The following is a 23,750-nucleotide window of genomic DNA, read 5'->3' on the forward strand; positions in this document are numbered from 1 at the left end:
CGCGCCTTGCCGACCGACCGCTCGATGCCGCCCTCGGTCAGCACGACGACCTGGGCGCTGGTCCGATCCGCGACTTGATCTGGTGGCCCAGCTCGCGCGCGATCGAGGCCCGACGTGCCTCGTCCAGCCCCGGGGCGCCCTCGACGTTGACCGTCAGCTGGTCCATCCGGCCCGGCCGGGAGAGCACGCACTGGAAGTGCGGCGTCAGCCCCTCGGTGGCCAGCACCAGCTCCTCGATCTGGGTAGGGAAGACGTTGACGCCGCGCACGATCATCAGGTCGTCGCTGCGTCCGGTGATCTTCGCCATCCGCCGCATCGACGGGCGGGCCGTACCGGGCAGCAGCCGGGTCAGGTCGCGGGTGCGGTAGCGCAGCACCGGCATCGCCTCGCGGGTCAGCGCGGTGAGGACCAGCTCGCCCTCCTCCCCGTCCGGCACCGGCTCGTCGGTCAGCGGGTCCACGACCTCGGGCAGGAAGTGGTCCTCCCACAGCGTCAACCCGTCCTTGGTCTCCACGCACTCCTGCGCCACCCCCGGGCCCATCATCTCCGAGAGCCCGAAGATGTCGGTGGCGTGCATGCCGCAGGTGCCCTCGATCTCGGCGCGCATCGCCTCGGTCCACGGCTCGGCGCCGAAGACGCCGATCTGCAGCGACGTCTCGACCGGGTCGAGCCCGAGCTCCCTGACGTGGTCGACCAGGGCCAGGAAGTAGGACGGCGTCACCATGATGACGTCCGGCCGGAAGTCCTGGATCAGCTGGATCTGCTTCTCGGTCTGCCCGCCGCTCATCGGCACCACGGTGCACCCGAGCCGCTCGGCGCCGTAGTGGGCGCCCAGCCCGCCGGTGAACAGCCCGTACCCGTACGCCACGTGGACCAGGTGCCCGGGGCGGACCCCCGCGGCGCGCAACGACCGGGCGACGAGGCCGGCCCAGGTGTCGATGTCGCCCCGCGTGTAGCCCACGACGGTGGGGCGCCCGGTCGTCCCCGAGCTCGCGTGCAGGCGTACGCACTCCTCGCGGGGGACGGCGAGCATCCCGAACGGGTAGTTGTCGCGCAGGTCCGCCTTGGTCGTGAAGGGCAGCAGCCGGACGTCCTCCAGGCTCCGGACGTCGTCGGGATGGACGCCCCGCTCCTCCAGCTGCCGCCGGTAGTGCGGCACCCCCTCGTACGCCCGCCGCACGCAGCCCTGCAGCCGCTCCAGCTGCACGGCCCGCAGCTGGTCGACCGACCAGGTCTCGGCCTCGTCGTGCAGGTCCGGTCGGGGGTCGATCGTCGGCAGTGTCATACCTCACCTCTTCGTCGGGGCGGCTCAGGGCAGGGTATGCCGTTCCGACCGGCAGCGGGAAGCGTCACCCGCAGCGCGTTCCTCCCCGCTGCAGGTGACCTTTCCCGCCGTGGTGAGCAGGCCCGCGGAGAGCCCTGCAACCGCGTGCGCAGGAGCCGGCCGCACTACGCTCCAGAGATGCACCGCATCTTCACCACGAGCGTCGCCTCGGTCTACCCGCACTACGTCACCAAGGTGGAGCGCAAGGGACGCACGAAGGCCGAGCTGGACGAGGTCGTCGAGTGGCTCACCGGGTTCGACGAGCAGGCCCTGCAGCGCCACCTGGACGCCGGGACGACGTTCGAGGACTTCTTCGCCGCCGCCGAGCTCAATCCGCGGGTCGACCAGATCACAGGGGTGGTCTGCGGGGTGCGCGTCGAGGACGTCGAGGACCCCCTCATGCAGAAGATCCGCTACCTGGACAAGCTCGTCGACGAGCTGGCCAGGGGCAAGGCGATGCAGAAGGTGCTGCGCGGGTGAGGCCCGGGCGTCGTGCCACAGTGGGCGCATGACGACGCCGCACGACGACGAGACCCGGGCGGAGACGGACCTGCCCCCGCCCGGGACCGACCCGGCCGCACCCGGGACCGAGCAGGCACCGCTGCCCGCCTCGCCCCTGCTCGCTGATCCTGCGGACACCCCCGTAGCGGTCATCGGGGCCGGCGCGATGGGAGCCGGTATTGCCCAGGTCGCCGCCGGGGCCGGGCACCCCGTGCACCTGGTCGACGCCCAGGAGGGGGCCGCGGCGAAGGCCGTGGACCGCATCGGGGCCGGCCTGGCCCGCCAGGTGGCCAGGGGCAGGACGGAGCAGGCGGACGTCGACGCGCTGCTCGCGCGCATCACCACGGTGGCCACGTCCGACATGACCACCGTGCCGCCGGTCGCGCTCGTCGTGGAGGCGGTCGTCGAGCATCTCGACGTCAAGCGGGTGATCTTCCGCCAGCTCGAGGAGGCCCAGCCGTCGGACACGGTGCTGGCGACCAACACGTCCAGCCTGTCGATCGACGCCATCGTCGGGGAGGCCACGACCGGTCACGACGCGGCGCTGCACGGCGGTCGGTCGCCCGCGCTCCGTCACCCCGGCCGGGTCCTGGGCCTTCACTTCTTCAACCCCCCGCCGGTGATGCGCCTCGTCGAGGTCGTCCGGGGCGAACGGTCCGACCCCGCGGTGCTCGAAGCAGCGGCCGAGCTGGTGCGCCGCTGGGGCAAGACCCCTGTGCAATGCACCTCGACCCCCGGGTTCATCGTCAACCGGGTCGCGCGACCGTTCTACGGGGAGGCCCAGCGGATGGTGCAGGAGGGGCTGGTCGACGCGGCCACCGTCGACCTGGCCCTGCGGCGGGCCGGCTTCCGGATGGGGCCGATGGAGCTGACCGACCTCATCGGCCAGGACGTCAACCTCGCCGTCGGGGAGTCGGTGTGGCACCAGACGGACGAGGATCCGCGCTACGCACCGACCGACTACCAGCGCCTCCTCGTGCGGGAGGGCCGCCTGGGTCGCAAGACCGGCAGGGGCGTGTTCACCTACGACGAGGAGGGCCGGGCCGTCGACGCCGACCCCGACGAGGAGCTGGCCACCCGGCTCGTCGGCGGGACCGTGGTCACCGACCCGGTCGCCCGCACCCTGGCGATGCTCGTCAACGAGGGGGTCGACCTGGTCCACCGCGGGGAGGCCTCGGCCGAGGACGTCGACACCGCGATGCGGCTGGGGACCAACTACCCCCAGGGGCCCTTCGGCTGGCTGGCCGAGCTGGGCGCCGACCGGGTCCGGGAGACCCTCGCCGAGCTCGACCTGGTCTACCCGGGCGGCCGCTACCGGCCGAGCGAGGCCCTGTGAGCGCCGGCGCCACCGGCGAGACCGCCGGCGACGCTCCTGCCACGCCGCCCGGCCTTGAGCACGTGCGGCGGATGTGGGCGCAGGACCGTGCCTCCGCCCACCTGGGCATCGAGCTGCTCGACGTCGGGGTCGAGGCGCGCGACGGCATACCCCTGGGTCGGGCCCGGACCCGGATGCGGGTGACCGGGACCATGGTCAACGGGCACGACATCGCCCACGGCGGCTTCGTGTTCGCCCTCGCCGACTCGACCTTCGCCCTGGCCTGCAACGCCACCGGCAGGACCACGGTCGCGGCCGGCTGCGACATCACCTACGTGGCGGCCGGCCGCCTCGACGACGTCCTCGTCGCCGAGGCCCGGGAACGGATCACCTACGGCCGCAGCGGGATCACCGACGTCACGGTGACCCGGGAGGACGGTGCGGTGGTGGCCGAGTTCCGCGGCCGCAGCCGCGCGCTCTCCCACGGCTGACCGAGGGCGCCGCCCCGGCCCCGGCCCTCTCCCCGGCCGCCCGGGTGCGCCTGCACGCGCGGTCCAGCAGGATGGTCCGGTGCAGACCTTCCTACCCGTGCCGGGCTTCGACGACAGCGCCCGGCTCCTCGACGACGCCCGGCTGGGCAAGCAGCGCGTCGAGACGCTGCAGGTGCTGCGTGCCCTCGAGCTGACCGACTACGGCTGGGTCAACCACCCGGTCGTGCGGATGTGGCAGGGCCGGATCCCCGCACTGGTGGCCTACGGGTTGGCGACCGTGCAGGAGTGGCGCGGGCGGGGGCACGCCGACAGCACGGCGCCGCTCATCGCCGAGTTCGCCCCTGAGGTCGTCGGCACCAGCCAGGACCAGCTCGCTGCGGGTGGGCTCCTGCCCTCCTGGCTGGGGGACGAGGCGCTGCACCGGTCCCACCGCTCCAACCTGCTCGCCAAGGACCCCGACCACTACCGCCCGCTGCTCACCGCGCGCTTCGGCCCCGAGCCGGACGACCTGCCCTACGTGTGGCCCGGGGCGGACGACCTCCCCTCCCCGCCGGAGCCGCAGGGCACCCGGGTCTGGGTGGTCCGCCCCTCCTCGGAGACCGAGCTCGGGGTCTGCCTGGCCGCCGGCGTCATGGGGCTGGGCACGCGGTCCGGCATCGACGTGGACGCCGACGGTCTAGGTCCTGGGGAGCTGCTCTCGTTGGCCCGGGAGCGCTCGGGACGCCGCCCCGCCAAGGACCTCCGGCAGCTGTCCGCGCTCCTGGACGAGGTCCGCCCGGGAGACCCCGTGGGCCTGCCCGTGCAGGACGGCACCGGGCTGCTGCTCGGCGAGGTCGTCGGGGACTACGTCTTCGTCCCCCGTGAGGTGCTCCCGCACCGCCGACCGGTCCGCTGGCGCGCCGTCGTGCCGCGGGCCTCCGCCCGCCGCCCGCCGCCGGCGACGCTGCAGGACCCCCGGGCGCTGTTCTCCGTGGTGCTCGACCCGGCGCTCGTTCCCGTCGACGCGGGGCCGCGGTGACGGGAAGCCCCTCCCGCCGGGCGGGAGGGGGCCGGGCCGGCACGGTTCCGGCAGGGGCACGCGGCCGGACGGCTGACCTGGCCCTCCCCTTCGTCGTCGGTCTCTTCGGCACCGCCGCGCTGCTCGCGCTCGGGATCGCGACCGGCCAGGCCAACTGGGCGGTCTACCTCACCGTCCTGGTGCTGGGGGCCGCCGGCGTGGCCCGCCTCCACCGGCGCGTGGGCCTGTCCGCACCGACGGTGTGGGGGCTGGTCGTCTTCGGCCTCGGCCACCTCGCCGGAGGGATGGTCCCGGTCGGCTCCGGCACGCTCTACCAGTGGTGGCTGGTGCCGGACGTCGTGCGCTACGACAACCTGCAGCACGCGGTCGGCTTCGGCGTGGTCGGCCGGGCCACCTGGGAGGCGATGGGCCGCCTCCTCGCCCCGGTCCCCGAGCACCGGGCGACAGTGGCCTGGTGGGTCGTGGTCCTCGGTGCGGGTGCGTTCGGAGCGGTGAACGAGGTCGTCGAGTGGGTGCTGACGCTGACCCTGGAGTCCACGAACGTCGGGGGGTACGACAACACCGTCCGCGACCTGCTGGCGAACCTCGTCGGCGGAACGCTCGTGGGCTGGGCCACCGCGCACGAGGTGCGACGGGCTGGGAGGGCCCACCCCCGCCCCGTGTCGTTAGGCTGACGGCATGCCTGACACCGCGACGACGCACCCGCTCCTGGAGAAGCACCGGACCACCCTCGAGGAGGCCGCCCAGGCCCTCCGGGAGCGCAGCTACTACAGCCGCTACCCCGAGTCGCCCAGCCCCCGGGTCTACGGGGAGACCGCCCCCCAGGACGGCCAGGACGCCCACGAGCGCAGCCTGAACACCAGCTACGCCGCGCTCGCGGACCAGCCCTCGACCGGCCGCGAGGTGGGCAGCGAGGTCAGCCCCTACGGCCCCACGCTCGGGGTGCGCTACCCCGAGCTGGACGTGGACGCCGCGATGGACGCGGCGCTCGCCGCGATGCCGGCCTGGCGGGACGCCGGCGCCGAGGTCCGCGCCGCCGTCTGCACCGAGATCGTGGACCGGATCAACGCCAGCTCCCACCAGATGGCCCACGCCGTCATGCACACCAGCGGCCAGCCGTTCGTCATGAGCTTCCAGGCCGGTGGTCCGCACGCGCAGGACCGGGCCCTGGAGGCGGTCGTGGCCGCCCTCGAGGAGCAGACCCGCATCCCCGCCTCCGTGGTCTGGGAGAAGCCGGCCAAGGGCGAGCCGGTCCGGATGCAGAAGGACTACCGCGTCGTGCCGCGGGGGGTGGCGCTGGTCATCGGCTGCAACACCTTCCCCACCTGGAACGCCTACCCGGGCATCTTCGCCAGCCTGGCCACCGGCAACCCCGTCGTCGTCAAGCCCCACCCGCGGGCGGTCCTGCCGCTGGCGCTCACCGTGGCCACCGCCCGCGAGGTTCTCCTGGAGGCGGGCTTCGAGCCCGCGCTGGTCCAGCTGGCGCCCGAGGGCGACGGCGGCACCCTCGCCAAGGACCTGGCCCTGCACCCGGCCGTGAAGATCATCGACTACACCGGAGGCCCGGGGTTCGGCGCCTGGCTGGAGACCGAGGGGGCCAAGGCGGGCAAGCTCGTCTACACCGAGAAGGCCGGCCTCAACTCGGTGGTCGTCGACTCCACCGACGACCTCAAGGGGCTGCTGGGCAACCTGGCGTTCTCCTTCTCCCTCTACTCCGGGCAGATGTGCACCGCCCCGCAGAACGTCTACGTCCCCGCCACCGGCGTCGACACCGACCAGGGCCACCTGGACGCCGACGAGTTCGGTCGGAGGCTGGCCGGGGCCATCGAGCGGTTCACCGCCGACGACGCCCGTGCCGTGGAGGTGCTCGGCGCCACCGTCAACGACGACGTCCGCGGCCGGGCGACCGACGTCCCCGCCCCTGGCGGAGCGTCTGGGCGGCGACGTCCTCCTCGACTCCCGCCCCGTCACCCACCCCCTCTACCCCGACGCCGTCGTGCGCACCCCGGCGCTGGTGACCACGGACGCGGGCAACGAGGTGGCCTACACCCAGGAGTGCTTCGGCCCGGTCGCCTTCGTCGTCCGCACAGCCGACACCCCGGAGTCGCTGCGGCGGTTCGCCGAGACGGTGCGCACCCACGGCGGCATGACGGCCTCCGTCTACTCCACTGACGAGCAGGTGCTCCAGGACGCCCGGGAGGCCGCGGTCGAGGCCGGGGTCGCCCTGTCGGAGAACCTGACGGGGCAGATCTTCGTCAACCAGACGGCGGCCTTCAGCGACCTGCACGGGACGGGGGCCAACCCGGCGGCCAACGCCGCCTACGCGGACGCGGCGTTCGTGGCCAACCGGTTCCGGGTCATCACGAGCCGGCGGCACGTCTGAGCACGGACCACGGGACGGGTATGCCGCCGCTCCCCGCGAGGGTCCGGGCGCCGTGGGCGGTGAGCCGGTCGAGCCCGGGCTGCCCGGCCGGGTCCGGCGCCGGACCGTCGCTCCCGGGGTCGTCGAGCTGGTCGGCCTGACCCACCTTCCGGCCGACCCGACGGACGCCACCGACCTCGTGGTCCAGCTGGTCGAGCGGTCGTTCGCCGACGGCCACCACCGGGTGGAGGCCGAGGTCGGGGCGGACGACCACGGGAGGCGACGCGTGCTGCAGCGCGCCGGGCTCCGGCCGGAGGGGGTCGCCCGCGGGCGGCTCGCCGCCGACGACGGTCCGCCCGGCGACGCCCTCCGGCTCGGTCGGGTGCGGGAGGACCCCTCGCCCGGGACCCCGGCCGGGTTCCTGGGCATGCTCAACGCGACGCTGCCCACCAAGCGGCTCATCGTCCAGGGGCTGGTCCGGGACGACCAGGGCCGCGTGCTGCTGTGCGAGCTCACGTACAAGCGCGACTGGGACCTGGTCGGCGGGGTGGCCGAGCCCGACGAGACCCCGGTGGCCAGCCTCGAGCGCGAGGTCTGCGAGGAGCTGGGGGTCGAGCTGCCCGTCGGGGACCTGCTCGCCGTGGACTGGCTCCCGCCCTACAAGCAGTGGACCGACGCCCTCCTGCTCGTCTTCGACCTGGGCGTGCACGCCGACCTGCTCGACCGGGCCGTCCTGCAGCGGACCGAGCTGCGGTCCGTCCACTGGTGCACGCTCGAGGAGGCCGCCGAGCACGTCGCCCCGTACGTCGCCCGCCTGCTGAGGTCGCTCGACGATGCCCTCATGCGGAGCAGCCCGGGCACCCTGTTCCTGGAGGACGGCGTCCCCCGCGGGACGCTCCCGGACTGACCGGCGGGCCGGTCCGGGGGTGCCTTCCGGGGCGGCCCACGGTGTCTTCCCGGGGCGGCGTGTGGTGCCGTCGACGGGCGGCCCGCGGTGCCCTCCGTGGGCGGCCCGCGGCGCCTTCCGTGGGCAGCCGGCCACCGCCTCCCGGGGGACCGTCGTGGTGTCCGCCAGGCGGTCGTGCGCTACCTTTCGCTGGTGGCCAAGCACAGCCGTCCGCCGGAGGACAACGACCGCAGGGGACTTCTGTGGATCCTGCTCGCCCTGCTCGTCGCCGCCGTGGGAGCGGGTGCCTTCTGGCTGCTCGGCGGCGACGACGACGGTGCCGACGACCCGGCGGCCGACGCGCCGTCCCGGACCGAGGACGCCCCGGGCACCGCTGCTCCCGACGACGGGGAGGCCACCAGCGCGCCCCCCGCAGCCGCCCCGGCCAGCTGCGACCCGGTGACCGTCTGGTCGGCCCCCGAGCTGCTGCCGGCCGTGACCGCGGCGGCCGAGCGGGCCGGCGACGACTGCTTCAGCTACGACGTCCAGGAGCGCGAGACCGCCACCTCCCAGGCCGAGATCCGTTCCGGCGAGGCGCCCGACGTCTGGCTGCCCAGCTCCGTGGCGTGGGCCCAGCTGGCCGCGCAGGAGGGCGTGGAGCTGCAGGTCGGCCCGACGGTGGCCAGCAGCCCGGTGCTGCTCACCGGCACCCCGGAGACGATCGGCGGCATGGGCAGCCTGGGGCTGACCCCCGACAGCAGCTTCGCCGAGCTGGCGCAGGTCTACCAGGAGCAGGCGTCCACCGGGGACGCCCAGCTGAGCATGCGCCTGGGCGACCCCCGCAACGACCCGGCGACGATGGCGCTGCTGTCGGCCACCGCCGACGAGCTGGGTGCCCTCGACGAGCCGGGAGGACCGGGTCGCAGCCTGCTCGTCGTGCTCGCCCAGACCGCCGTCCAGGGCGACCCGCTCTCGGCCCTGCGCTCGGACGCCGACACGCTCGTCCCGGCCACCGAGCAGCAGATCGGGGCTGCGGTCGCCGACGGCGAGCAGCTCCAGGGCGTGCAGCTCGGCGGGGACCTGGGCACCGTGCAGATGCCGGTCGTGCGGGTCGGGCAGGAGGGGTCCGCCGAGGCGGTCGAGGCCCTGCAGGAGGAGCTGACCTCCGAGACCGCCGCCGACGACCTCGCCGCCCTGCACCTGCGACCGGGCACGGAGGGTGAGGCTCCCGGCGTCGACGGCGTTCCGGACCGGGTGCGCACGACCGCCGAGGTCCCGGACGAGGAGCTTACCGCCACGGTGGCCGGGACGTGGGCGGTCATCGCCCCGCAGTCGCGGATCCTGGCGCTCATCGACATCTCCGGGTCGATGGCGGCGCCCGTCGACGATGACCTCACCCGCATCGACCTCACCCGGCAGGCGGCCCAGACGGCGCTGGCCGTCATCCCCGAGCAGACCGCCGTGGGCGTCTGGTACTTCGCGACCTCGCTCGACGGGGACCAGGACCACGTCGAGGCAGCCCCGTTGCGCCCGCTGTCCGACGAGGTCGGCGACGGAGCCACCCAGCAGGAGGTGCTGCTCGGGGTCACCGAGGAGCTCGGGGTGGACACGCTGCAGGGCGACACCGGCCTGCACGACTCGCTCTGGGCGGCGTACAGCGCCATGCAGGACGAGGACGTCGACGACGCGATCAGCTCGGTGCTCATGCTGACCGACGGCATCAACGACGACTCGACCGGCGGACTGTCGGAGGACGAGGTCGTGGCCCTGCTCCAGCAGGCCCGTGAGGAGGGGGACCGGCAGGTGACCGTCGTCCTCATCGGCGTCGGTCCGGACGTCGACGCCGACGCGCTGGAGCGGCTGGCGACGGCCGCCGGCGGTGAGTCCCTGGTCCTCACCGACCCCCGCGAGCTGCCCCAGGTCTTCGTCGACGTCGTCGCCCGCCGCGCCGCCTGACGCGGGGAGAGGCACCGCCGTGACGGGGCAGCACCGCACACCTCCCGGCCCGCCGGACCTCGTCGCCGCGGCGGAGCTCTGGGAGGGGTATGCCGCCACCCACCCGGACGTCGTCGCCGCCTGCCCCGACCACACGGTCGAGCACTTCGGTGACTCCGAGGAGCTGGCCGACGAGCTGCTCGGCCTGGTGCTGGCCGGCGGCAAACGGGCGCCTCGGCGCTCGTCGCCGACTTCCTCGCCGAGGGCGAGCCGTTGCCACGGGTCGGCTCCCACTGGATCGCCTGCGACGGTCGGGGCAGGCCGCGCATCGTCATCCGCAGCACCGAGCTGCGGATCGGCACCTTCGACGGTGTCGACCCGGCCTACGCCGCGGACGAGGGGGAGGGTGACCTGTCGCTGGAGAGCTGGCGGCGCGAGCACCGGCGCTACTGGACGCGCAGCTGCGCGGCGCGCGGCGAGTCCTGGTCGCAGGACCAGGAGATCGTGCTCGAGCGGTTCGTCGTGGTGTGGCCGCCCGAGCACGCCGACCCCGGGACCTGACCCCCCCTGCCCCTGCGTCCCGCAGGTCGGCGCCGACCCGCGCTGCTGCTGCACACCCCTGACAGGCGTGGTCGGGCGCTGGCAGGATGCGCGGCATGACCATCGAGACGAGCACCGTCCGGACCGACCGCCTGTCCACCTTCGTCCGGCGGGCGGGAGACCCCGGCGCGTCCGGTCCTGCTCCTCGTCCACGGCAACGTCAGCTCGTCGGTGTTCTTCGACGAGCTGATGGAGGACCTCTCCGCCGACCACCACGTGGTGGCGCCCGACCTGCGTGGGTACGGCGACTCCGAGCGGCTCCCCATCGACGCCACCCGGGGGGTGCGCGACCTCGCCGACGACCTGGCCGCCCTGCTCCACGCCCTCGGCGTCGACGGGCCCGTCGACGCCCTGGGGTGGTCGGCGGGCGGGAACGCCGTCCTCCAGCTGGCGATCGACCACCCGCACCGCGTGCGCCGGCTGGTCCTCGAGGCGACCGGGAGCCCCTACGGCTTCGGCGGCTCCACCGGCCTGGACGGACGTCCGGTGGCCGACGACTTCGCGGGGTCCGGGGGTGGCACAGCCAACCCGGCGTTCTGCCAGGCGCTCGGGGCCGGCGACCGCGGCGAGGATCCGACCAGCCCGCTGACCACCCTGCGCCAGTTCTACGTCGCACCGGGGTTCACGTTTCGACCCCGACGTCGAGCAGCGCTACCTGGACGGGATGCTGAAGACCTCCGTGGGGGAGGACGTCTACCCCGGCGACCTCACCACGTCCTCGAACTGGCCCGGCGTGGCCCCGGGCACCACCGGGATGAACAACGCCCTGTCGCCGAAGTACCTCGACCAGAGCGCCTTCACCGGCCTGGACCCCGCCCCGCCGGTGCTGTGGGTCCGGGGCGACCTGGACCAGATCGTCTCGGACACCTCGATGTTCGACCTCGCGCAGCTGGGCCGGCTCGGCGCCGTCCCCGGGTACCCCGGCGAGGAGGTCTGCCCCACCCAGCCGATGGTGTCCCAGGTGCGGGCGGTGCTCGAGGCGGCCGGCCCGTTCACCGAGGTCGTCTACGAGGGGTGCGGGCACGCGCCGCACCTGGAGCGCCCGGCACGGTTCGCCGCGGACGTGCGCGGGTTCCTGGCCTGGGGAGGGGGAACGCCCCCCGCCTCGCGGGGGAGGGGTGCGGCTCAGGCCTGGGGCAGCGGGGTGGCCAGCATCGCCTCGAGGGCGATGGTGACCATGTCGCCGAAGGTCTGCTCGCGCTCCGACGCGCTCGTCTCCTCACCCGTGACGATGTGGTCGGAGACCGTGCACACCGTCAGCGCCTGCCGCCGGGCCCTGGCTGCGAGCGTGTAGATCTCGGCCGCCTCCATCTCCACCGCCGCGACGCCGTACTCCACGACCTTCGCGGTCAGCTCCGGGCGGGAGTGGTAGAAGCTGTCCGAGCTGAACACCGTGCCCACGAGGTGTCGCGCCCCGTGGGTCTCGGCCGCCTCGACCGCGGCCCGCAGCAGCGCGAAGTCCGCCGTCGCGGGGTAGTGGTAGCCCTGGAAGCGCAGCGTGTTCATCGAGCTGTCGGTCGCCGCGGCCATCGCCAGCACCACGTCGCGCACCTGCAGCCGCTCGGTCAGGGCCCCGCAGGACCCCACCCGCACCAGCTGCTGCACGTCGTACTCGTCGATGAGCTCGTTGACGTAGATCGAGGCGGACGGCTGCCCCATACCCGTCCCCTGCACCGAGACCCGCTCCCCGCGGAAGGTGCCGGTGAAACCGAGCATCCCCCGCACCTCGGAGTAGCACTCGGCGTCGTCGAGGAAGGTCTCGGCGATCCACCGGGCGCGCAGGGGGTCCCCCGGCAGCAGGATGCGGGGGGCGATCTGACCGGGCTGGGCGGCGATGTGCGTGCTCACGGGACCCAGGGTATGCGGCACTAGGCTGACCGGCGACGTCGGCACGCGAGGAGGTGGGCACGGGTGGAGGTGGGGACCGGTCTGTCCGCGCACCTGCTGCTGGGCGGCGACGACGACGGCCCGCCCCGCGACCGGGCCGCACGCCTGCTCGCGGTGGCGCTGCGGGGAAGGCACCCCGCCGGCGTCGAGGCCCTGGCGCTCGCGGCCGGGGTCGGGCGTCCGGCCGGAGCGCTGGTGCCGGCGCTGCTCGCCGGCGAGCCGCTGCCCACGTCGGCAACGGTGCCGGGACGGACCCTGCCGTTCACCGTCGCACTGGCCACCGCGTGGGCCGCGACGGGGGAGGCAGACCTTCTCGCCGCGGCCGTGGAGGCGTTCCGGCAGGTGGTGGACCGGCACGGCCCGACGGGGCTGAGGGGGGTGGAGCAGCGGTACTACCTGCAGGCCGCCTACCTCGCCGGCCGCACCGGGCTCGTGCGCGAGGGGCTCGAACTCCTGGAGGGACTGACCGCGGACGTGGCCGAGGGGCTGCGGGCCGACCTGCTCAACCCCTACGCGCCGGCTCGCGGTCAGGTCGACCCTGCGGTGCCCGGTGAGGTCGACCCCGTGGTACCCGGCCAGGTCGACGCCGTGGTGCCCGGCCAGGTCGACGCCGAGGCCCACCGGGCCTGGGTGGAGGCGTTCGGTTCGCGGTTCCGGGCACGCGACCTCCAGGGGCCCGAGGTCGACCCGACCGGTGCCTGCCTCTTCGACGGGCTGCACCTGGAGCCCGGGCGCTCGGTGGTGGACGGTCCGCTCGTCACGGTCGTCGTGCCCGCGTTCCGGCCGGACGCCGGGCTGGTCGCCTCCGTGCGGTCGGTGCTCGCGCAATCCCACGGCAACCTCGAGGTGCTCCTCATCGACGACGCCTCCGGGCCGGACCACGCCGAGGTGTTCGCGGCCTGCGCCGCGCTCGACGACCGGGTCCGCGTCCTGCGGCAGGAGGTCAACGGGGGTGCCTACGTGGCACGCAACCGGGCGGTGTCGCAGGCACGTGGGGCACTGGTCACCACCCAGGACGCCGACGACTGGTCGCACCCGGAACGGCTCGCCCTGCAGGTGGCGGCGTTGGCGGACCACCCGGAGGCGGTGGCCAGCCGCTCGGCCGCCGTCCGCGCCCGGCCCGACCTGACCCGGCAGTGGTTCGGCTACCGGCCCGAACGGATGAACGCCAGCTCCCTCCTCGTCCGCCGCGAGGTGTTCGACCGCGTGGGCCCCTTCGACACCCTCCGCAAGGGGGCCGACTCCGAGTTCGCCGAGCGGCTGCGCCTGGTGGGACCCGTCCAGGACGTCGTGGCCCCGCTGGCGGTCACCCGCCTGGCGGCGGGGTCGCTCTCGCGGGCCGACTTCGCGTGGGGGTGGCACCACCCGGACCGCGTGCTCTTCCGCAACGCCTTCCGCGACTGGCAACGGCGCGTCCGGGAGGGGGAGGCGTCGCTGCCCCTCCGGCGCGAGGGTTCCCGGCCCTACGCCGTGCCCCGCCGGTTCCGGGTCGACCGGGACCCGGAACCCTGCGCGCTCCCGCTCGTCCTCCTCGCCGACGCAGCCCGCCCCGTCCCCGCCCCGCTCGGGCTGCGGCTGGAGCCGCCGGCCGTCGGTGCCGCGATCCCGGCCGTCCTCGTGCGCGAGGACCTCACCCGGGCCGGGACCGAGCCCGCGCCCTACGACGCGGAGCTCCTCGGTGGCGCGGCCCGGGGGGAGGTCGAGCTGCTCACCGACGCCGACGAGGTCGCCGCCGGCATCCTGCTCGTCCTGGACCCCGCGCTGCTCGGACCGCCCGCGCTGCCGCTGCCCCGGCTGCGGGCGGAGGAGGTCGTCGTGGCCGCAGTGCCGCCGTCGCTGGCCGAACGCGTGCGCGACCTCGAGCAGGCCGGGGCGGCAGCGCGCGCGCTCTCGGGGCACGGTCCGGTCTGGGTCGCGCGCACCGTGGCCGAGCAGGCGGCGTGGGCCGTCGACGGATGGGGGCTGCCCCTGCTCGCGGACGTGCTGGCGGCCCGGGGGGTGTCTGCGCCGGTCGTGGACACGACGGGCACGACGGGCACGACGGGGACGACGGGGCCGGTGGGTGCGGCGGGTGACCCGGACGTCGGGGGGGGTGCGGCGGCGCCCTCCCCGCGGCTCGTCGCCGCGCTCGACCTGGTCGCCGAGATCGAGCGCCGCGACCCGGCGCTGCCCCACCGCGGGACGCCGCGCCGGCTGCTGCTGCGCGACCGGGTCGCGCGCACCTGCGACCTGGACCCCCGGGTCGCCGCGATGGTGCCCGCGCCCCTGCGGGGGGCCTGGACCGTCGACGACCCGGCCGTGGGCGCGGTGGACGTGGCCGTCGCGGCCGACGTCGTGGTGCTCGCCAAGCTGGACCTGGCGGACGGGACCAAGCTGCGGGCGGCATACCCGCAGGCGGGTCTGGTCCTGGCGGCCCAGCCGGCAGGTCCTCGGGGGCAGTGCGGGATCACCCGGTCGGTCGGGGCCCACGAGGTGGTCGACCGGCACGTGCCCGGCCTGGCTCCACGGCTGGTCGCGCACGGGGAGACGGACTCGGGTGTGCGCTACCTCGTGGAGGAGCTCGTGGAGGGACGGCCGCTGGGTGGGGCGCGGGCCCTGGACGCCCGGGCGGCCGAGCTGCTGACGGCGCTGGCCCGCCTGCACGCCGGGTACGGGACGACCTGCACCACCGTGCGCCAGCGGTGGGGTGCGGGGCTGGCCGACCGGTGGACCGCCACGGTGGACACCGGGGTCGTCCCGGACCGGGTCGTCGGCGCTGTCGCCGACCTGCTCGCCCGGGAGGACACCCTGCGGGTCTCGTGGGCGCACGGGGACCTGGTCGCCTCCAACGTCCTCGCGCGCCCGGACGGTCTGACGCTGCTGGACTGGGAGCACTCCCAGGAGGCGCCGGTCATGCACGACGCCGCCAAGCTGCACCTGTTCTGCGGCGACCCTGCCACCGTGCTCGACCGGGTGGCGGACGTCCTGGGCGCCCCACGGCGCGACGGGTGCTTCAGCGGTGCTGAGGAGCTGGCGCTGGTCCACGCCCAGCTCGTCGGGCGCTACCCGGAGCGTCGGGCCCGGCTGCGCGGCCATCCCCGGGCCGAGGTGTACGAGCGTCAGGTCCGTCGGCAGGTGGAGCGGCTCGAGCAGGTGCTCGACCGGTGCGACGGGAGCTGGTGACCAGGTGCGTCCGGTCGGCCGGGCACGGGCTCAGCCGCGGGGAGTGACCCGCATGACGGCCGGGCACGGGCTCAGCCGCGGGGCGTGACCCGCAGGACCGCGTCGTCGCCGCCGTTGGACGTGGTCACCCACAGGGCGCCCTCCTCGTCCAGGACCGCCGTCCGCAGCCGGCCGTAGGTGCCCTCGAGCCCGGGCACCCGGGCCTCGTCCACGACGTCCTGCCCGTCCAGGGTCAGCACCGTCATCCCCGAGCCCTTGAGCTCGGCGACGGCCAGCGCGCCCTCCCAGGCACCCCAGGCGTCGCCCTCGAGGAAGGCCGCGCCGCTGGTGGCGTGCGTGGGGTCCCCGCTGGACCAGACCGCCTCCACCGCGTCCGGGAAGCGCTCCAGGTCGGTCATCGGCACCCCCTCGTCGTACCCCGGTCCCGGCGCCCACCCGTAGTTGGCCCCCGCCTGCAGCAGGTTGACCTCGTCGTCGACGTCCGGCCCGTGCTCGACCGAGAAGACCTCCCCGGTGCCCGGCTGCTGCGCCAGGCCCTGGACGTTGCGGTGGCCGTAGGTGAGGATCCGCGGGTCGGCGCCGGGCGGCGCGGACCCGGGGTCGGCCGCACCGCCGTCGGACCGCACGTGCAGCACCTTGCCGCCCAGGGAGTCCAGGTCCTGCGGGTTGGCCTCGTCCGCGGCGTCACCGGTCCCGACGAGGAGGGTGCCGTCGTCCTGCAGGAGCAGCCGGCACCCGCTGTGGCGCCCGGAGGTCAGGGGTATGCCGTCCACGACCACCTCCTCCAGGGTCGCCGTCGTCAGGTCGTCGGCGAGCGTGTGCGCGGTGACCCGCACGTCCGGCGGGGCGTCGGGTGGTGCCCAGGCGTGGCACAGGTAGAGCGTGTCCCCGTCGAGGGCCATCCCCATGAGCCCGGCCTCCCCCGACACGAACAGGTGCTCCAGGTCGGTGCCGATCTCCTGGGTGCGCCCGTCCCGGTGGGCCAGGAGCCGGCCGCCGCGCTCGGTGACCAGCACCGTGCCGTCCGGGCGCAGGGCCACGTCCCACGGGATGTCGAGCCCGTCGAGGACCACCTCGACGTCGAGCTCGGGAGGTGCGGACGGGGCACCCGCGGCGCTGTCGTCGTCCGAGGTGGCCCCGTCGTCGGTCGAGCTGCCGGCGGCCTCGGTCGTCGCGCCGGAGCCGGTCGTGCCTGCCGCGGTGTCGTCCGGCTGGTCCCCAGCCTCCCCGCTCGCGGGGGCGTCGGTGGCAGCGTCCCCGGAGCCCGGCCCGGGCGTCTCCGTCGGTGAGCAGCCGGCAGCGCCCAGGGCGGCGAGCAGGACCAGGGCGGCGGTGACGGACGGGCGGGTCACGACCACCACGCTACCGGGAGCGGCCCGCTCCCAGGGCGGCCTCGATCCGGGCGACCGCCCCGCTCACCCCGTCCTCCACGGCCACGGCCGCGGCCTCGGCGGCGGCACGCTCGAGGACCGGGCGCCGGCCCGCCCCCGCCAGGGCCTCGCGGAACGCCGTGCGCGTGGCCGACGACGCGGGCACGGGTGGCGGTCCGACGCCGATCTCGTGGACCCGGCGGCGAAGAAGGGCTGGTCCATGGTGAAGGGCACCACGACCTGCGGCCGCCCCGAGCGCAGCGCCTGGGCCGTCGTGCCGGCACCTCCGTGGTGGACCACCGTGGCGGTGCGGGGGAAGAGCAGCTCGTGCGGCACGTCCTCGACGACACGGACGTCCGGACCGAGTCCCTCCTCCAGGCCCGACCCGCCCTGGAGCACCACGCGCAGACCCAGGTCGGACGCTGCCGCGACCGCGTCGGAGAGCACGGCACGCACGGAGGGGAGCGTGTGCGACCCCAGGCCGACGTAGACCGGTGCCGGACCCGCGTCGAGCCAGGCGGCGAGGCCGGGGTCCAGGGAGGCGCCGTCGGGCAGCTCGCGGAACGGGTAGCCGACGGCCCGCACCTGCCGTCCCGCCACCCGGCGCGGCGTGACGAGCCGGGGGCTGTGCGCCACGAACGCCGGGGCGGTCCCCATGCTCAGCGCGGCGCGGGGGTCGGGGGCGACCAGCCGCACGGCGGTGGGCAGGATCCGGACGGCGGCCGCCAGGTTGCGCCACGACCGCCCCGGCACGACGGAGAACATGCTGCTGTCCCCCCACGTGGTCGGCAGGGCCGGCACGAACATCATGAGCACCCGCGGGGCCCGCGGCCACCCGGCCAGCGCCGGCCAACCCGCGGTCATGGCGGTCAGGACCAGGCCGTCGTAGCGGGGCCGCATGTCCTCCAGCCGGCGCCGGACGGAGGGGGCCAGCAGCTCGGCCAGGCCACGCAGCATCCGCAGCTGCCCGCCGAGGTCGGTCGGCATCGCGTGGACGGCCAGCTGGTCGCGGTAGTAGGCCATGGCGTCCACGTCCACCGGCTCCGGGGCGAGCCCGGCGGCCTCCACCAGACCGACGAACTCCCGGGTGGCGGTGACGCCCACCTGGTGGCCCCGGGCCCACCGCCAGGACGGGTTGGTAGTCGCCGCGGCTGCCCGCCGCCAGGAGGGCGATGCGCACGGAAGGCGGCTCAGTCCTCGGCGTCGGCGACGCAGAACTCGTTGCCGGCCGGGTCCCGCAGCACCGTCCAGCTGAACCCGTCCACGTCGTGGTTGCGCACGACCTCGGCCCCCAGCTCCACGAGCCGGGCCACCTCGGTGGTGCGGTCCGTGCCGGTCAGGTCCAGGTGGAGCCGGTTCTTGCCCGCGCTGGGCTGCTCCACCCGCTGGAAGGCCAGGCGCGGTGATCCGGCCAGCATCACGAAGTCGTCGCTCTCGTGGGCCGCCTCCGTGCCGAGCGCGCGCTGCCAGAAGGCCGCCAGCTCGCCGGGGTCCTCGCAGTCCACGGTGACCATGGTGATCGCCAGGGCGGTCCGCCGGTGGCCCTCGGTCCGGGGTCCCTCCTCGGTCTCCTCGTCAGCACCCTCGTCAACACCCTCGGCAGCGCCCTCGGCAGCACCCTCGTCGGGGGAGGGTTGCTCCGCGGCACGCTCGTCGGTCGCGGCACGCCCGTCGTCGCGGGCCTCCTCGATCTCGGTCCTCGTGTCGTGCGGGGTGCTCATGGGTCCCCAGTCTGCCGCAGGGACGGGGCGGCCGCACCCGCCGTGCCCGCACCCGCGTCCCCACCGCCCAGCAACCGGGCCAACCGGGGCCCGGCGTCGACGGTGTAGACGTCCGAGCCGGCCTCCACCTCGTGCTCGGTGAACGCCGCCAGCACGGCCGTGACCACCGCGTGGGTGGCCTCCTTGGTCTCCAGCTGACGGGCACCGGACCAGAACCGCAGCTCGAGCTGGACGGTCGCGGTGCCGATCGAGGTGAGGAAGGCCTCGGGGCCGGGCTCGTCGAGCACCTGGGGCAGCGACCGCATCGCCTCCACGGCGACGCGGGCGGCCCGGTCGAGGTCGGTGGTGTCGGCGACGTCGACCAGCACCGAGCTGCGCACGTGCTCGAAGCCGGTCTGCACGGTGACCACCTCGGAGTGCAGGGTGCCGTTGGGCACGAGCAGCAGGCGCCCGTCGAAGGTGCGCACCGAGGTGTGCTGGTCAGCCCCATCTGCACCACGGTCCCGCGGTGCTCGCCCACGGAGATCTGGTCGCCGACCCGGAACCGGTCGCGGGTGAGGATGACGATCCCGGCGAACATGTTGCCCAGCACCGTCTGGAAGGCGATGCCGGCGGCGATCGAGACCACGCCGATGCCGCCGAGCAGGTTGACCGGTCGGATGCTGGGGAAGGTGACGGTCACGGCCGCACCGACGGCGAGGGCGGTGAGCAGCCAGGAGACGAGCCGGCCGAAGACGCGTGCGGAGCTGTCGCTGCGCCCCCGCCAGGAGAGCGTGCGGGTGACGAGCACACGGACCACCTGGCCCAGCAGGAGCCCGACGAGGAGCACGGCCAGACCCAGGACGACCCCCGCGAGGGTGACGGGCGGCAGCTCCAGCCCCTCCAGCGCCCCGCTCACTGCCCGCCCCCCTCACCGACGGCGCCGACGTGCTCGCGGGCGGTCACCAGCCACTCCTGCAGGCAGGCCCGGTGCTCGGGGAGGGCGACCGTGAGCAGGTCCTCCAGCATCGACACGATCCGGCGGGGCACCTGCAGCGAGTCCTTGCCGTAGTGCAACGGCTCCGCGACGGCCAGGTCGACCAGCTGGGCGACCCGTTGCGGACGGTGCACGAGACGGACGCGGCCCTCACGGGTGACCAGCGCCGGCAGCTCGGCGCGGACCACCACGAGGCGCAGGATGCGGTGCAGCTCGTCGAGCACCTGGACGGCCGTCGTGGGGTCGTTGGTGCCCGGGGAGAGCGCCCGCTCGCCGATGTCGACGAGCTTGCGGATCCCGAACGCGGGATCCTGGTTGGACAGGCGGTCCTTCTCCACGACCACGAACGGACGGAGCTTCTTGAGGTGCTCGTCGTCCACCTGCCCGGTCGAGACGGGGTGCCAGATCTGCACCGCCGGGGTCCCCTCGGGGATGAAGTCGCCCACCTGCGGCAGCACCTCCACCACCACGTCGTGCTCGTCGGCCCACGACACCAGCCCGCGGTGGTCCACCTCCACGACCGACCCGTGCTCCACCGCGAGCAGGGTCTGGGCGATCGTCCCCGCCCCCGGCTCCCAGCTGTTGGTCCCCAGGCGGGACCCCGGGGCGTCCGGCTCGGGCAGGTAGCGGCCGACGACGTCGACCGTGTCGTCACCCAGGTGGGACACGATCGAGGAGACCTGGATGGAGTTGGTGATGTGGTGGATGAAGGCCAGGAACATCCCCACGCTCGCGAGCACGAGGAGGAACCCGAGCGTCACCGACACCTGGGGGACGAACTGGCCGGTCTCGCCGGACTCGCCCTGCACGGACCGCAGCACGGTGAGGGCGTAGGTGAAGCTGGCGGCGAAGATGCCCAGGGTGAGCTGGGTGATGCGGCTGGAGAGAAAGTCACCCATCACGCGGGGGCTGTACTGGCTGCTGGCCAGCTGGATGACGACCATCGTGATCGAGAACACCAGGCCGGTCACCGAGATCATCGCGCCGGCGATGCTGCCGAGCATGCATGCTGCGGGCACCGCTGGGGCCCCCTGGGAAGAAGTAGGGCAGCTGCTCGTCCAGGGTCTGGTCCAGCTCGGGCATGAAGATCCCCCCCAGGGTGGCGAGGACGATGATGACGGTGGGCAGGACCCAGAACGGGCTCCAGATCCGGTCCCACCGGCTGATCGACCGGGTGTGCGGCAGCGAGCCGAGATCCTCGTCGTCGCTGTTCTTCGTGCTGGGTGCCCCGGTACGTCCGGCCGCCTCGTGTTCGTCGCTCACGGACCCATCCTCGCGCAGAAGGTCGCTCGACCCGCCGTCACGCCGTCGTCCCCGGCTCCAGCCGGGCCCCCGCGGGCACGTCGCCGCCCGCTCCCACCACGCTGTGCCGCCCGACGAGGGTGATCGCCCCGTCGGTGGTCCGGGTCCCCGGCAGGGGCCGGCCGACGACCGCGTCCCGCCCGATCCGCACCCCCTCGTCCACGAGGCAGGCGTGCAGGCTCGCACCGGCCTCCACCACGACGCCCCGCATCAGCACGCTGTCCTCCACGACCGCCCCACCCTCGACCACCACGTCCGGACCCAGGACCGAGCGCGCCACCCGGCCACGGACGCGCACGCCCGGGGAGACCATCGCCCCGTCCAGCTCACCTCCGTCCCCGACCCAGGCCGGGGCACCGGCGGGTGTGGGGGACAGGACCGGTCGGTCGGGGTGGTCGAAGACGTCGACCCGTCCCGCCAGCAGGTCCCGGTGGGCCTGCAGGTAGGCGGCCGGTCGGCCGACGTCGCGCCAGTACCCCTCCAGCGGCAGGGCGTGCACCCGGCCGCGGGAGACGAGGGCCGGCAGCAGCAGCTCGCCGAAGTCCCCCAGGCCGGTGTCGTCGGGACCGGCCGCCGGCCCGTCCTGCTCACCGACCCCGGCACCTCCCCCGCCGACGATCGACGCGCCACCCCCGTCCGCACCCCCGCCGGCCAGCTCCCGGTGGAGCCGCTCCAGCTCGGCGAGGAGCACGCGCGGGTCGTAGAGGAAGATCTCCGTCGCCACGGTGGTCTGGTCGGTGGTGTCCGGCTTGTACTCCACGGCCGTGACCCGGCCCTCCCCGGTGGCGTGCACGACCATCTTCTCGGCCGCCTCCTGCACCCCGACCTGCGCGGTGAGCACCGTGCACTCGGCCCCCACCCGCAGATGGTGGGCGATCGCGGGTCGCAGGTCCGCGGAGAAGACGTGGTCGGCCGACAGGACGACGAGCACGTCGGGGTCGTGCACCCGGACGTCGTCGCGCATCCGGAAGAGGCCGTCGGCGTTGCCGTGGCTGAAGCCGTCGTCGTGGGCCGCCCCGCTGCCCTGCTCCGGGGTCAACCTTCGGAAGCCGCCGTGGGTGCGGTCCAGGTCCCAGGGCCGCCCGCCCGCCAGGTGCGTGTCGAGGGACCCGGAGAGGTACTGCACGCTCACCCACACGTCGACGATCCCGCTCGCGCGCAGGGCCGAAAGGGGGAAGTCGACCAGCGCGTGGGTGCCGGCGAACGGCAGGGCCGGCTTGGCCCGTTCGCGGGTCAGCACCTCCATCCGGCTGCCCGCGCCCCCGGCCTGCACGATCGCCAGCACGCGCAGCCCGACCGGGACGCTGGGCGGGGCGGAGGTGGTGCGCGACATGGTGCTCAGACTAGGCAGGCACGGCATACCCTGGCGCGGTGACCGAGTCCCAGCCCGAGCCCCGGCCCGAGTTCCAGCCCGAGTCCGGGCCCGACATCCAGCCCGAGCCGGACGCACCCGCCACCCCCCTCGTCCTCCTGCACGGGGTGGGGCAGGCGCCGATGGCCTGGGAGGACCTGGTCGTGCGGCTCTACGGCTCGCGCCGGCTGCTGACCCCCTGGGTGCCGGGCCTGCGCCCCACCGAGACCCGCCCGGTGCCGGTCGAGGAGGCGGCCGACCGGCTGGCGCAGGAGATCGAGCTGGAGGGGCTGGGCCGGGTCGACCTGTGCGCGCAGAGCTGGGGGTCCATGGTCGCCACCCGGCTCGCCGCCGAGCACCCGGACCGGGTGCGCCGCCTGGTGCTCATCGGCGGTCAGGTCCGTACCCCCAAGCTCGTGAGCGGGGTCCAGGCCGGGCTGCTGCGGCTGATGCCCGCCTCCCGCCTCGCCGACGCGGGGGTGTCCAAGGACCGGCTCACCGCCATGCTGGACGTCGCGCGCCGGACCGACCTCACCGACGCACTCCCCAGGATCACGGCGGCCACCCTCGTGCTCGTCGGCGACCGCGACCGCGCTGGTCAGCTCGGTGCCCGGTCGCTGGCGGACGGCATCGCCGGCGCCCGGCTGCGGGTCGTGCAGGGGGCCGGGCCCTCGCTCAACGAGGAGCGGCCCGAGGAGCTGGAGCACCTGCTGCGCGACTTCCTCGACCGCGACTAGACCCCGCCGTCCCGGGCACGCCGGACCGGTCCATCCGGGCGAGGAGCCCGAGCTGGGCGCGGCGCTCGCGGGCGAAGACCGAGCGGGCGCTGCGGCCCACCGCCGCGTCGAGCAGGTGCTTGGCGCGGGCGAGGGCCCGCCGGTCGTGCACGACCATCTGCGCGACCAGCTCGGCGCCGGCAGCGTGCGGGTCCTCGGCCAGCCGGGTGACCAGGCCCAGCGCGGCCGCCTCGGTTCCCGTGACGGTCCGCCCGGTCAGCGCCAGGTCCTTGGCCACGTCGAGCCCGACGAGCTCCACCAGGGAGCGCACGCCGCTCATGTCGGGCACCAGCCCCCACCGGATCTCGCGCACCGACCACCGGGCGTCCGGGGTGCTCACGCGCAGGTCGGCACCCAGCGCCAGCTGCAGGCCCGCACCCAGGCAGTGCCCGTGGACGACGGCGACCACCGGCACGGGCAGGCGCCGCCAGGCCCAGCAGGCCTCCTGGAAGGTGTTGGTGCCCCGCCACGGACGGGGGAGGAACCGGCCCGCGATCCCGACCGGGTCGCGCAGGGCCCCGCCCAGGTCGAGCCCCGCGCAGAAGGCCTCCCCCTCGCCGGAGAGGAGCACCGCCCGGACGCTCCGGTCCGAGCGCAGGCGGGAGGCCGTGGCCACGAGGTCGTCGAGCATCGGCAGCGTCAGCGCGTTGAGCTTGTCCGGGCGGGTCAGGCAGGCGGACCGAGGCCACCCCGTCCTGGACGGTGCAGGTGACGTGCTCGGTGGTGGGGCGCGGCGGCATACCCCGAGCATGCCAGGGCACCGCGCGCGCCCG

Annotated in this window: 22 protein-coding genes and 2 pseudogenes; 13 read left to right on the forward strand and 11 right to left on the reverse strand. The window is 74.9% G+C overall.

The annotated features are described in order from the left end of the window. Positions 1–37 precede the first annotated feature (37 nt). Positions 38–1,285, reverse strand: a complete 1,248-nt coding sequence (locus ACQ95T_RS01670) for an AMP-binding protein (protein WP_431473439.1) — start codon at positions 1,283–1,285, stop codon at positions 38–40. A 177-nt stretch (positions 1,286–1,462) separates the two neighbouring features. Between ACQ95T_RS01670 and ACQ95T_RS01675 the strand changes: the two genes are divergently transcribed. The 11 genes and pseudogenes from ACQ95T_RS01675 to ACQ95T_RS01725 all read left to right on the forward strand — a co-directional run. Next, positions 1,463–1,804 carry a DUF2200 domain-containing protein gene (locus ACQ95T_RS01675; protein ID WP_425943072.1) on the forward strand — a complete coding sequence of 114 codons (342 nt, stop codon included), beginning with the start codon at positions 1,463–1,465 and terminating at the stop codon, positions 1,802–1,804. Positions 1,805–1,832: 28 nt separating this feature from the next. Beyond that, entirely contained in the window at positions 1,833–3,161 is a 1,329-nt protein-coding gene (locus ACQ95T_RS01680; protein ID WP_425943073.1) for a 3-hydroxyacyl-CoA dehydrogenase NAD-binding domain-containing protein, read from the forward strand. Next, positions 3,158–3,631, forward strand: coding sequence for a hydroxyphenylacetyl-CoA thioesterase PaaI (gene paaI, locus ACQ95T_RS01685; RefSeq protein WP_425943074.1), 474 nt, complete (start codon positions 3,158–3,160; stop codon positions 3,629–3,631). Before ACQ95T_RS01680 ends, paaI begins: the two co-directional genes overlap by 4 nt. 79 nt (positions 3,632–3,710) lie before the next feature. Then, positions 3,711–4,649 (forward strand): MSMEG_6728 family protein, encoded by a 939-nt coding sequence (locus ACQ95T_RS01690; protein WP_431473440.1) that lies wholly within the window; start codon positions 3,711–3,713, stop codon positions 4,647–4,649. After that, positions 4,646–5,323 (forward strand): hypothetical protein, encoded by a 678-nt coding sequence (locus ACQ95T_RS01695; RefSeq protein WP_425943076.1) that lies wholly within the window; start codon positions 4,646–4,648, stop codon positions 5,321–5,323. Before ACQ95T_RS01690 ends, ACQ95T_RS01695 begins: the two co-directional genes overlap by 4 nt. Positions 5,324–5,327: 4 nt before the next feature. After that, on the forward strand, positions 5,328–6,821 hold the full coding sequence (locus ACQ95T_RS01700; protein WP_431473441.1) for an aldehyde dehydrogenase family protein: 1,494 nt from the start codon (positions 5,328–5,330) through the stop codon (positions 6,819–6,821). Then, positions 6,796–7,032: a hypothetical protein gene (locus tag ACQ95T_RS01705; protein ID WP_431473442.1), complete on the forward strand. Its 237-nt coding sequence runs from the start codon at positions 6,796–6,798 to the stop codon at positions 7,030–7,032. Before ACQ95T_RS01700 ends, ACQ95T_RS01705 begins: the two co-directional genes overlap by 26 nt. 52 nt (positions 7,033–7,084) lie before the next feature. Further along, positions 7,085–7,918, forward strand: a complete 834-nt coding sequence (locus ACQ95T_RS01710) for an NUDIX hydrolase (RefSeq protein WP_431473443.1) — start codon at positions 7,085–7,087, stop codon at positions 7,916–7,918. 192 nt (positions 7,919–8,110) lie between these two features. Beyond that, positions 8,111–9,853 (forward strand): substrate-binding domain-containing protein, encoded by a 1,743-nt coding sequence (locus tag ACQ95T_RS01715; RefSeq protein WP_425943079.1) that lies wholly within the window; start codon positions 8,111–8,113, stop codon positions 9,851–9,853. A 252-nt stretch (positions 9,854–10,105) separates the two neighbouring features. After that, positions 10,106–10,393 (forward strand): ASCH domain-containing protein, encoded by a 288-nt coding sequence (locus ACQ95T_RS01720; protein ID WP_431473444.1) that lies wholly within the window; start codon positions 10,106–10,108, stop codon positions 10,391–10,393. A gap of 210 nt (positions 10,394–10,603) precedes the next feature. Beyond that, positions 10,604–10,810, forward strand: a pseudogene (locus ACQ95T_RS01725) (alpha/beta fold hydrolase); the annotation flags it as partial. Positions 10,811–11,557: 747 nt separating this feature from the next. Here the strand turns inward: ACQ95T_RS01725 and deoD are convergent. Next, positions 11,558–12,280: a purine-nucleoside phosphorylase gene (gene deoD, locus ACQ95T_RS01730; RefSeq protein WP_425943081.1), complete on the reverse strand. Its 723-nt coding sequence runs from the start codon at positions 12,278–12,280 to the stop codon at positions 11,558–11,560. Between the two features lie 63 nt (positions 12,281–12,343). Between deoD and ACQ95T_RS01735 the strand changes: the two genes are divergently transcribed. Beyond that, complete coding sequence (locus ACQ95T_RS01735) at positions 12,344–15,481, forward strand: glycosyltransferase (protein WP_431473445.1); 3,138 nt, start codon at positions 12,344–12,346, stop codon at positions 15,479–15,481. A gap of 71 nt (positions 15,482–15,552) precedes the next feature. Here ACQ95T_RS01735 and ACQ95T_RS01740 read toward each other — a convergent pair whose 3' ends face one another. The 8 genes and pseudogenes from ACQ95T_RS01740 to ACQ95T_RS01775 form a co-directional block, all read right to left on the reverse strand. Next, positions 15,553–16,833, reverse strand: coding sequence for a PQQ-dependent sugar dehydrogenase (locus tag ACQ95T_RS01740; protein ID WP_425943083.1), 1,281 nt, complete (start codon positions 16,831–16,833; stop codon positions 15,553–15,555). Between the two features lie 63 nt (positions 16,834–16,896). After that, on the reverse strand, positions 16,897–17,955 hold the full coding sequence (locus ACQ95T_RS01745; RefSeq protein WP_431473446.1) for a glycosyltransferase: 1,059 nt from the start codon (positions 17,953–17,955) through the stop codon (positions 16,897–16,899). A gap of 86 nt (positions 17,956–18,041) precedes the next feature. Next, positions 18,042–18,572, reverse strand: coding sequence for a VOC family protein (locus tag ACQ95T_RS01750; RefSeq protein ID WP_425943085.1), 531 nt, complete (start codon positions 18,570–18,572; stop codon positions 18,042–18,044). Continuing rightward, complete coding sequence (locus ACQ95T_RS01755; protein WP_431473447.1) at positions 18,569–19,039, reverse strand: hypothetical protein; 471 nt, start codon at positions 19,037–19,039, stop codon at positions 18,569–18,571. Before ACQ95T_RS01755 ends, ACQ95T_RS01750 begins: the two co-directional genes overlap by 4 nt. Positions 19,040–19,098: 59 nt before the next feature. Further along, a pseudogene (locus tag ACQ95T_RS01760) lies at positions 19,099–19,152 on the reverse strand (hypothetical protein); the annotation flags it as partial. 314 nt (positions 19,153–19,466) lie between these two features. Continuing rightward, positions 19,467–20,552, reverse strand: a complete 1,086-nt coding sequence (locus ACQ95T_RS01765; protein WP_431473448.1) for a DUF2254 domain-containing protein — start codon at positions 20,550–20,552, stop codon at positions 19,467–19,469. After that, positions 20,440–20,811 carry a hypothetical protein gene (locus tag ACQ95T_RS01770; RefSeq protein ID WP_431473449.1) on the reverse strand — a complete coding sequence of 124 codons (372 nt, stop codon included), beginning with the start codon at positions 20,809–20,811 and terminating at the stop codon, positions 20,440–20,442. The genes ACQ95T_RS01765 and ACQ95T_RS01770 overlap by 113 nt, the downstream gene beginning before the upstream one ends. A 37-nt stretch (positions 20,812–20,848) precedes the next feature. Further along, on the reverse strand, positions 20,849–22,183 hold the full coding sequence (locus ACQ95T_RS01775; RefSeq protein WP_425943088.1) for a glucose-1-phosphate adenylyltransferase family protein: 1,335 nt from the start codon (positions 22,181–22,183) through the stop codon (positions 20,849–20,851). Positions 22,184–22,221: 38 nt separating this feature from the next. Here ACQ95T_RS01775 and ACQ95T_RS01780 point away from each other — a divergent pair, with 38 nt between their 5' ends. Then, positions 22,222–22,938, forward strand: a complete 717-nt coding sequence (locus tag ACQ95T_RS01780; protein WP_425943089.1) for an alpha/beta fold hydrolase — start codon at positions 22,222–22,224, stop codon at positions 22,936–22,938. Here the strand turns inward: ACQ95T_RS01780 and ACQ95T_RS01785 are convergent. Continuing rightward, on the reverse strand, positions 22,877–23,608 hold the full coding sequence (locus ACQ95T_RS01785; RefSeq protein WP_431473450.1) for a crotonase/enoyl-CoA hydratase family protein: 732 nt from the start codon (positions 23,606–23,608) through the stop codon (positions 22,877–22,879). The two genes, ACQ95T_RS01780 and ACQ95T_RS01785, sit on opposite strands and share 62 nt — an antisense overlap. Positions 23,609–23,750: the final 142 nt, after the last annotated feature.

It is taken from the genome of Ornithinimicrobium carbonis (assembly GCF_050703245.1).
Taxonomy (GTDB): Bacteria; Actinomycetota; Actinomycetes; order Actinomycetales; family Dermatophilaceae; genus Ornithinicoccus.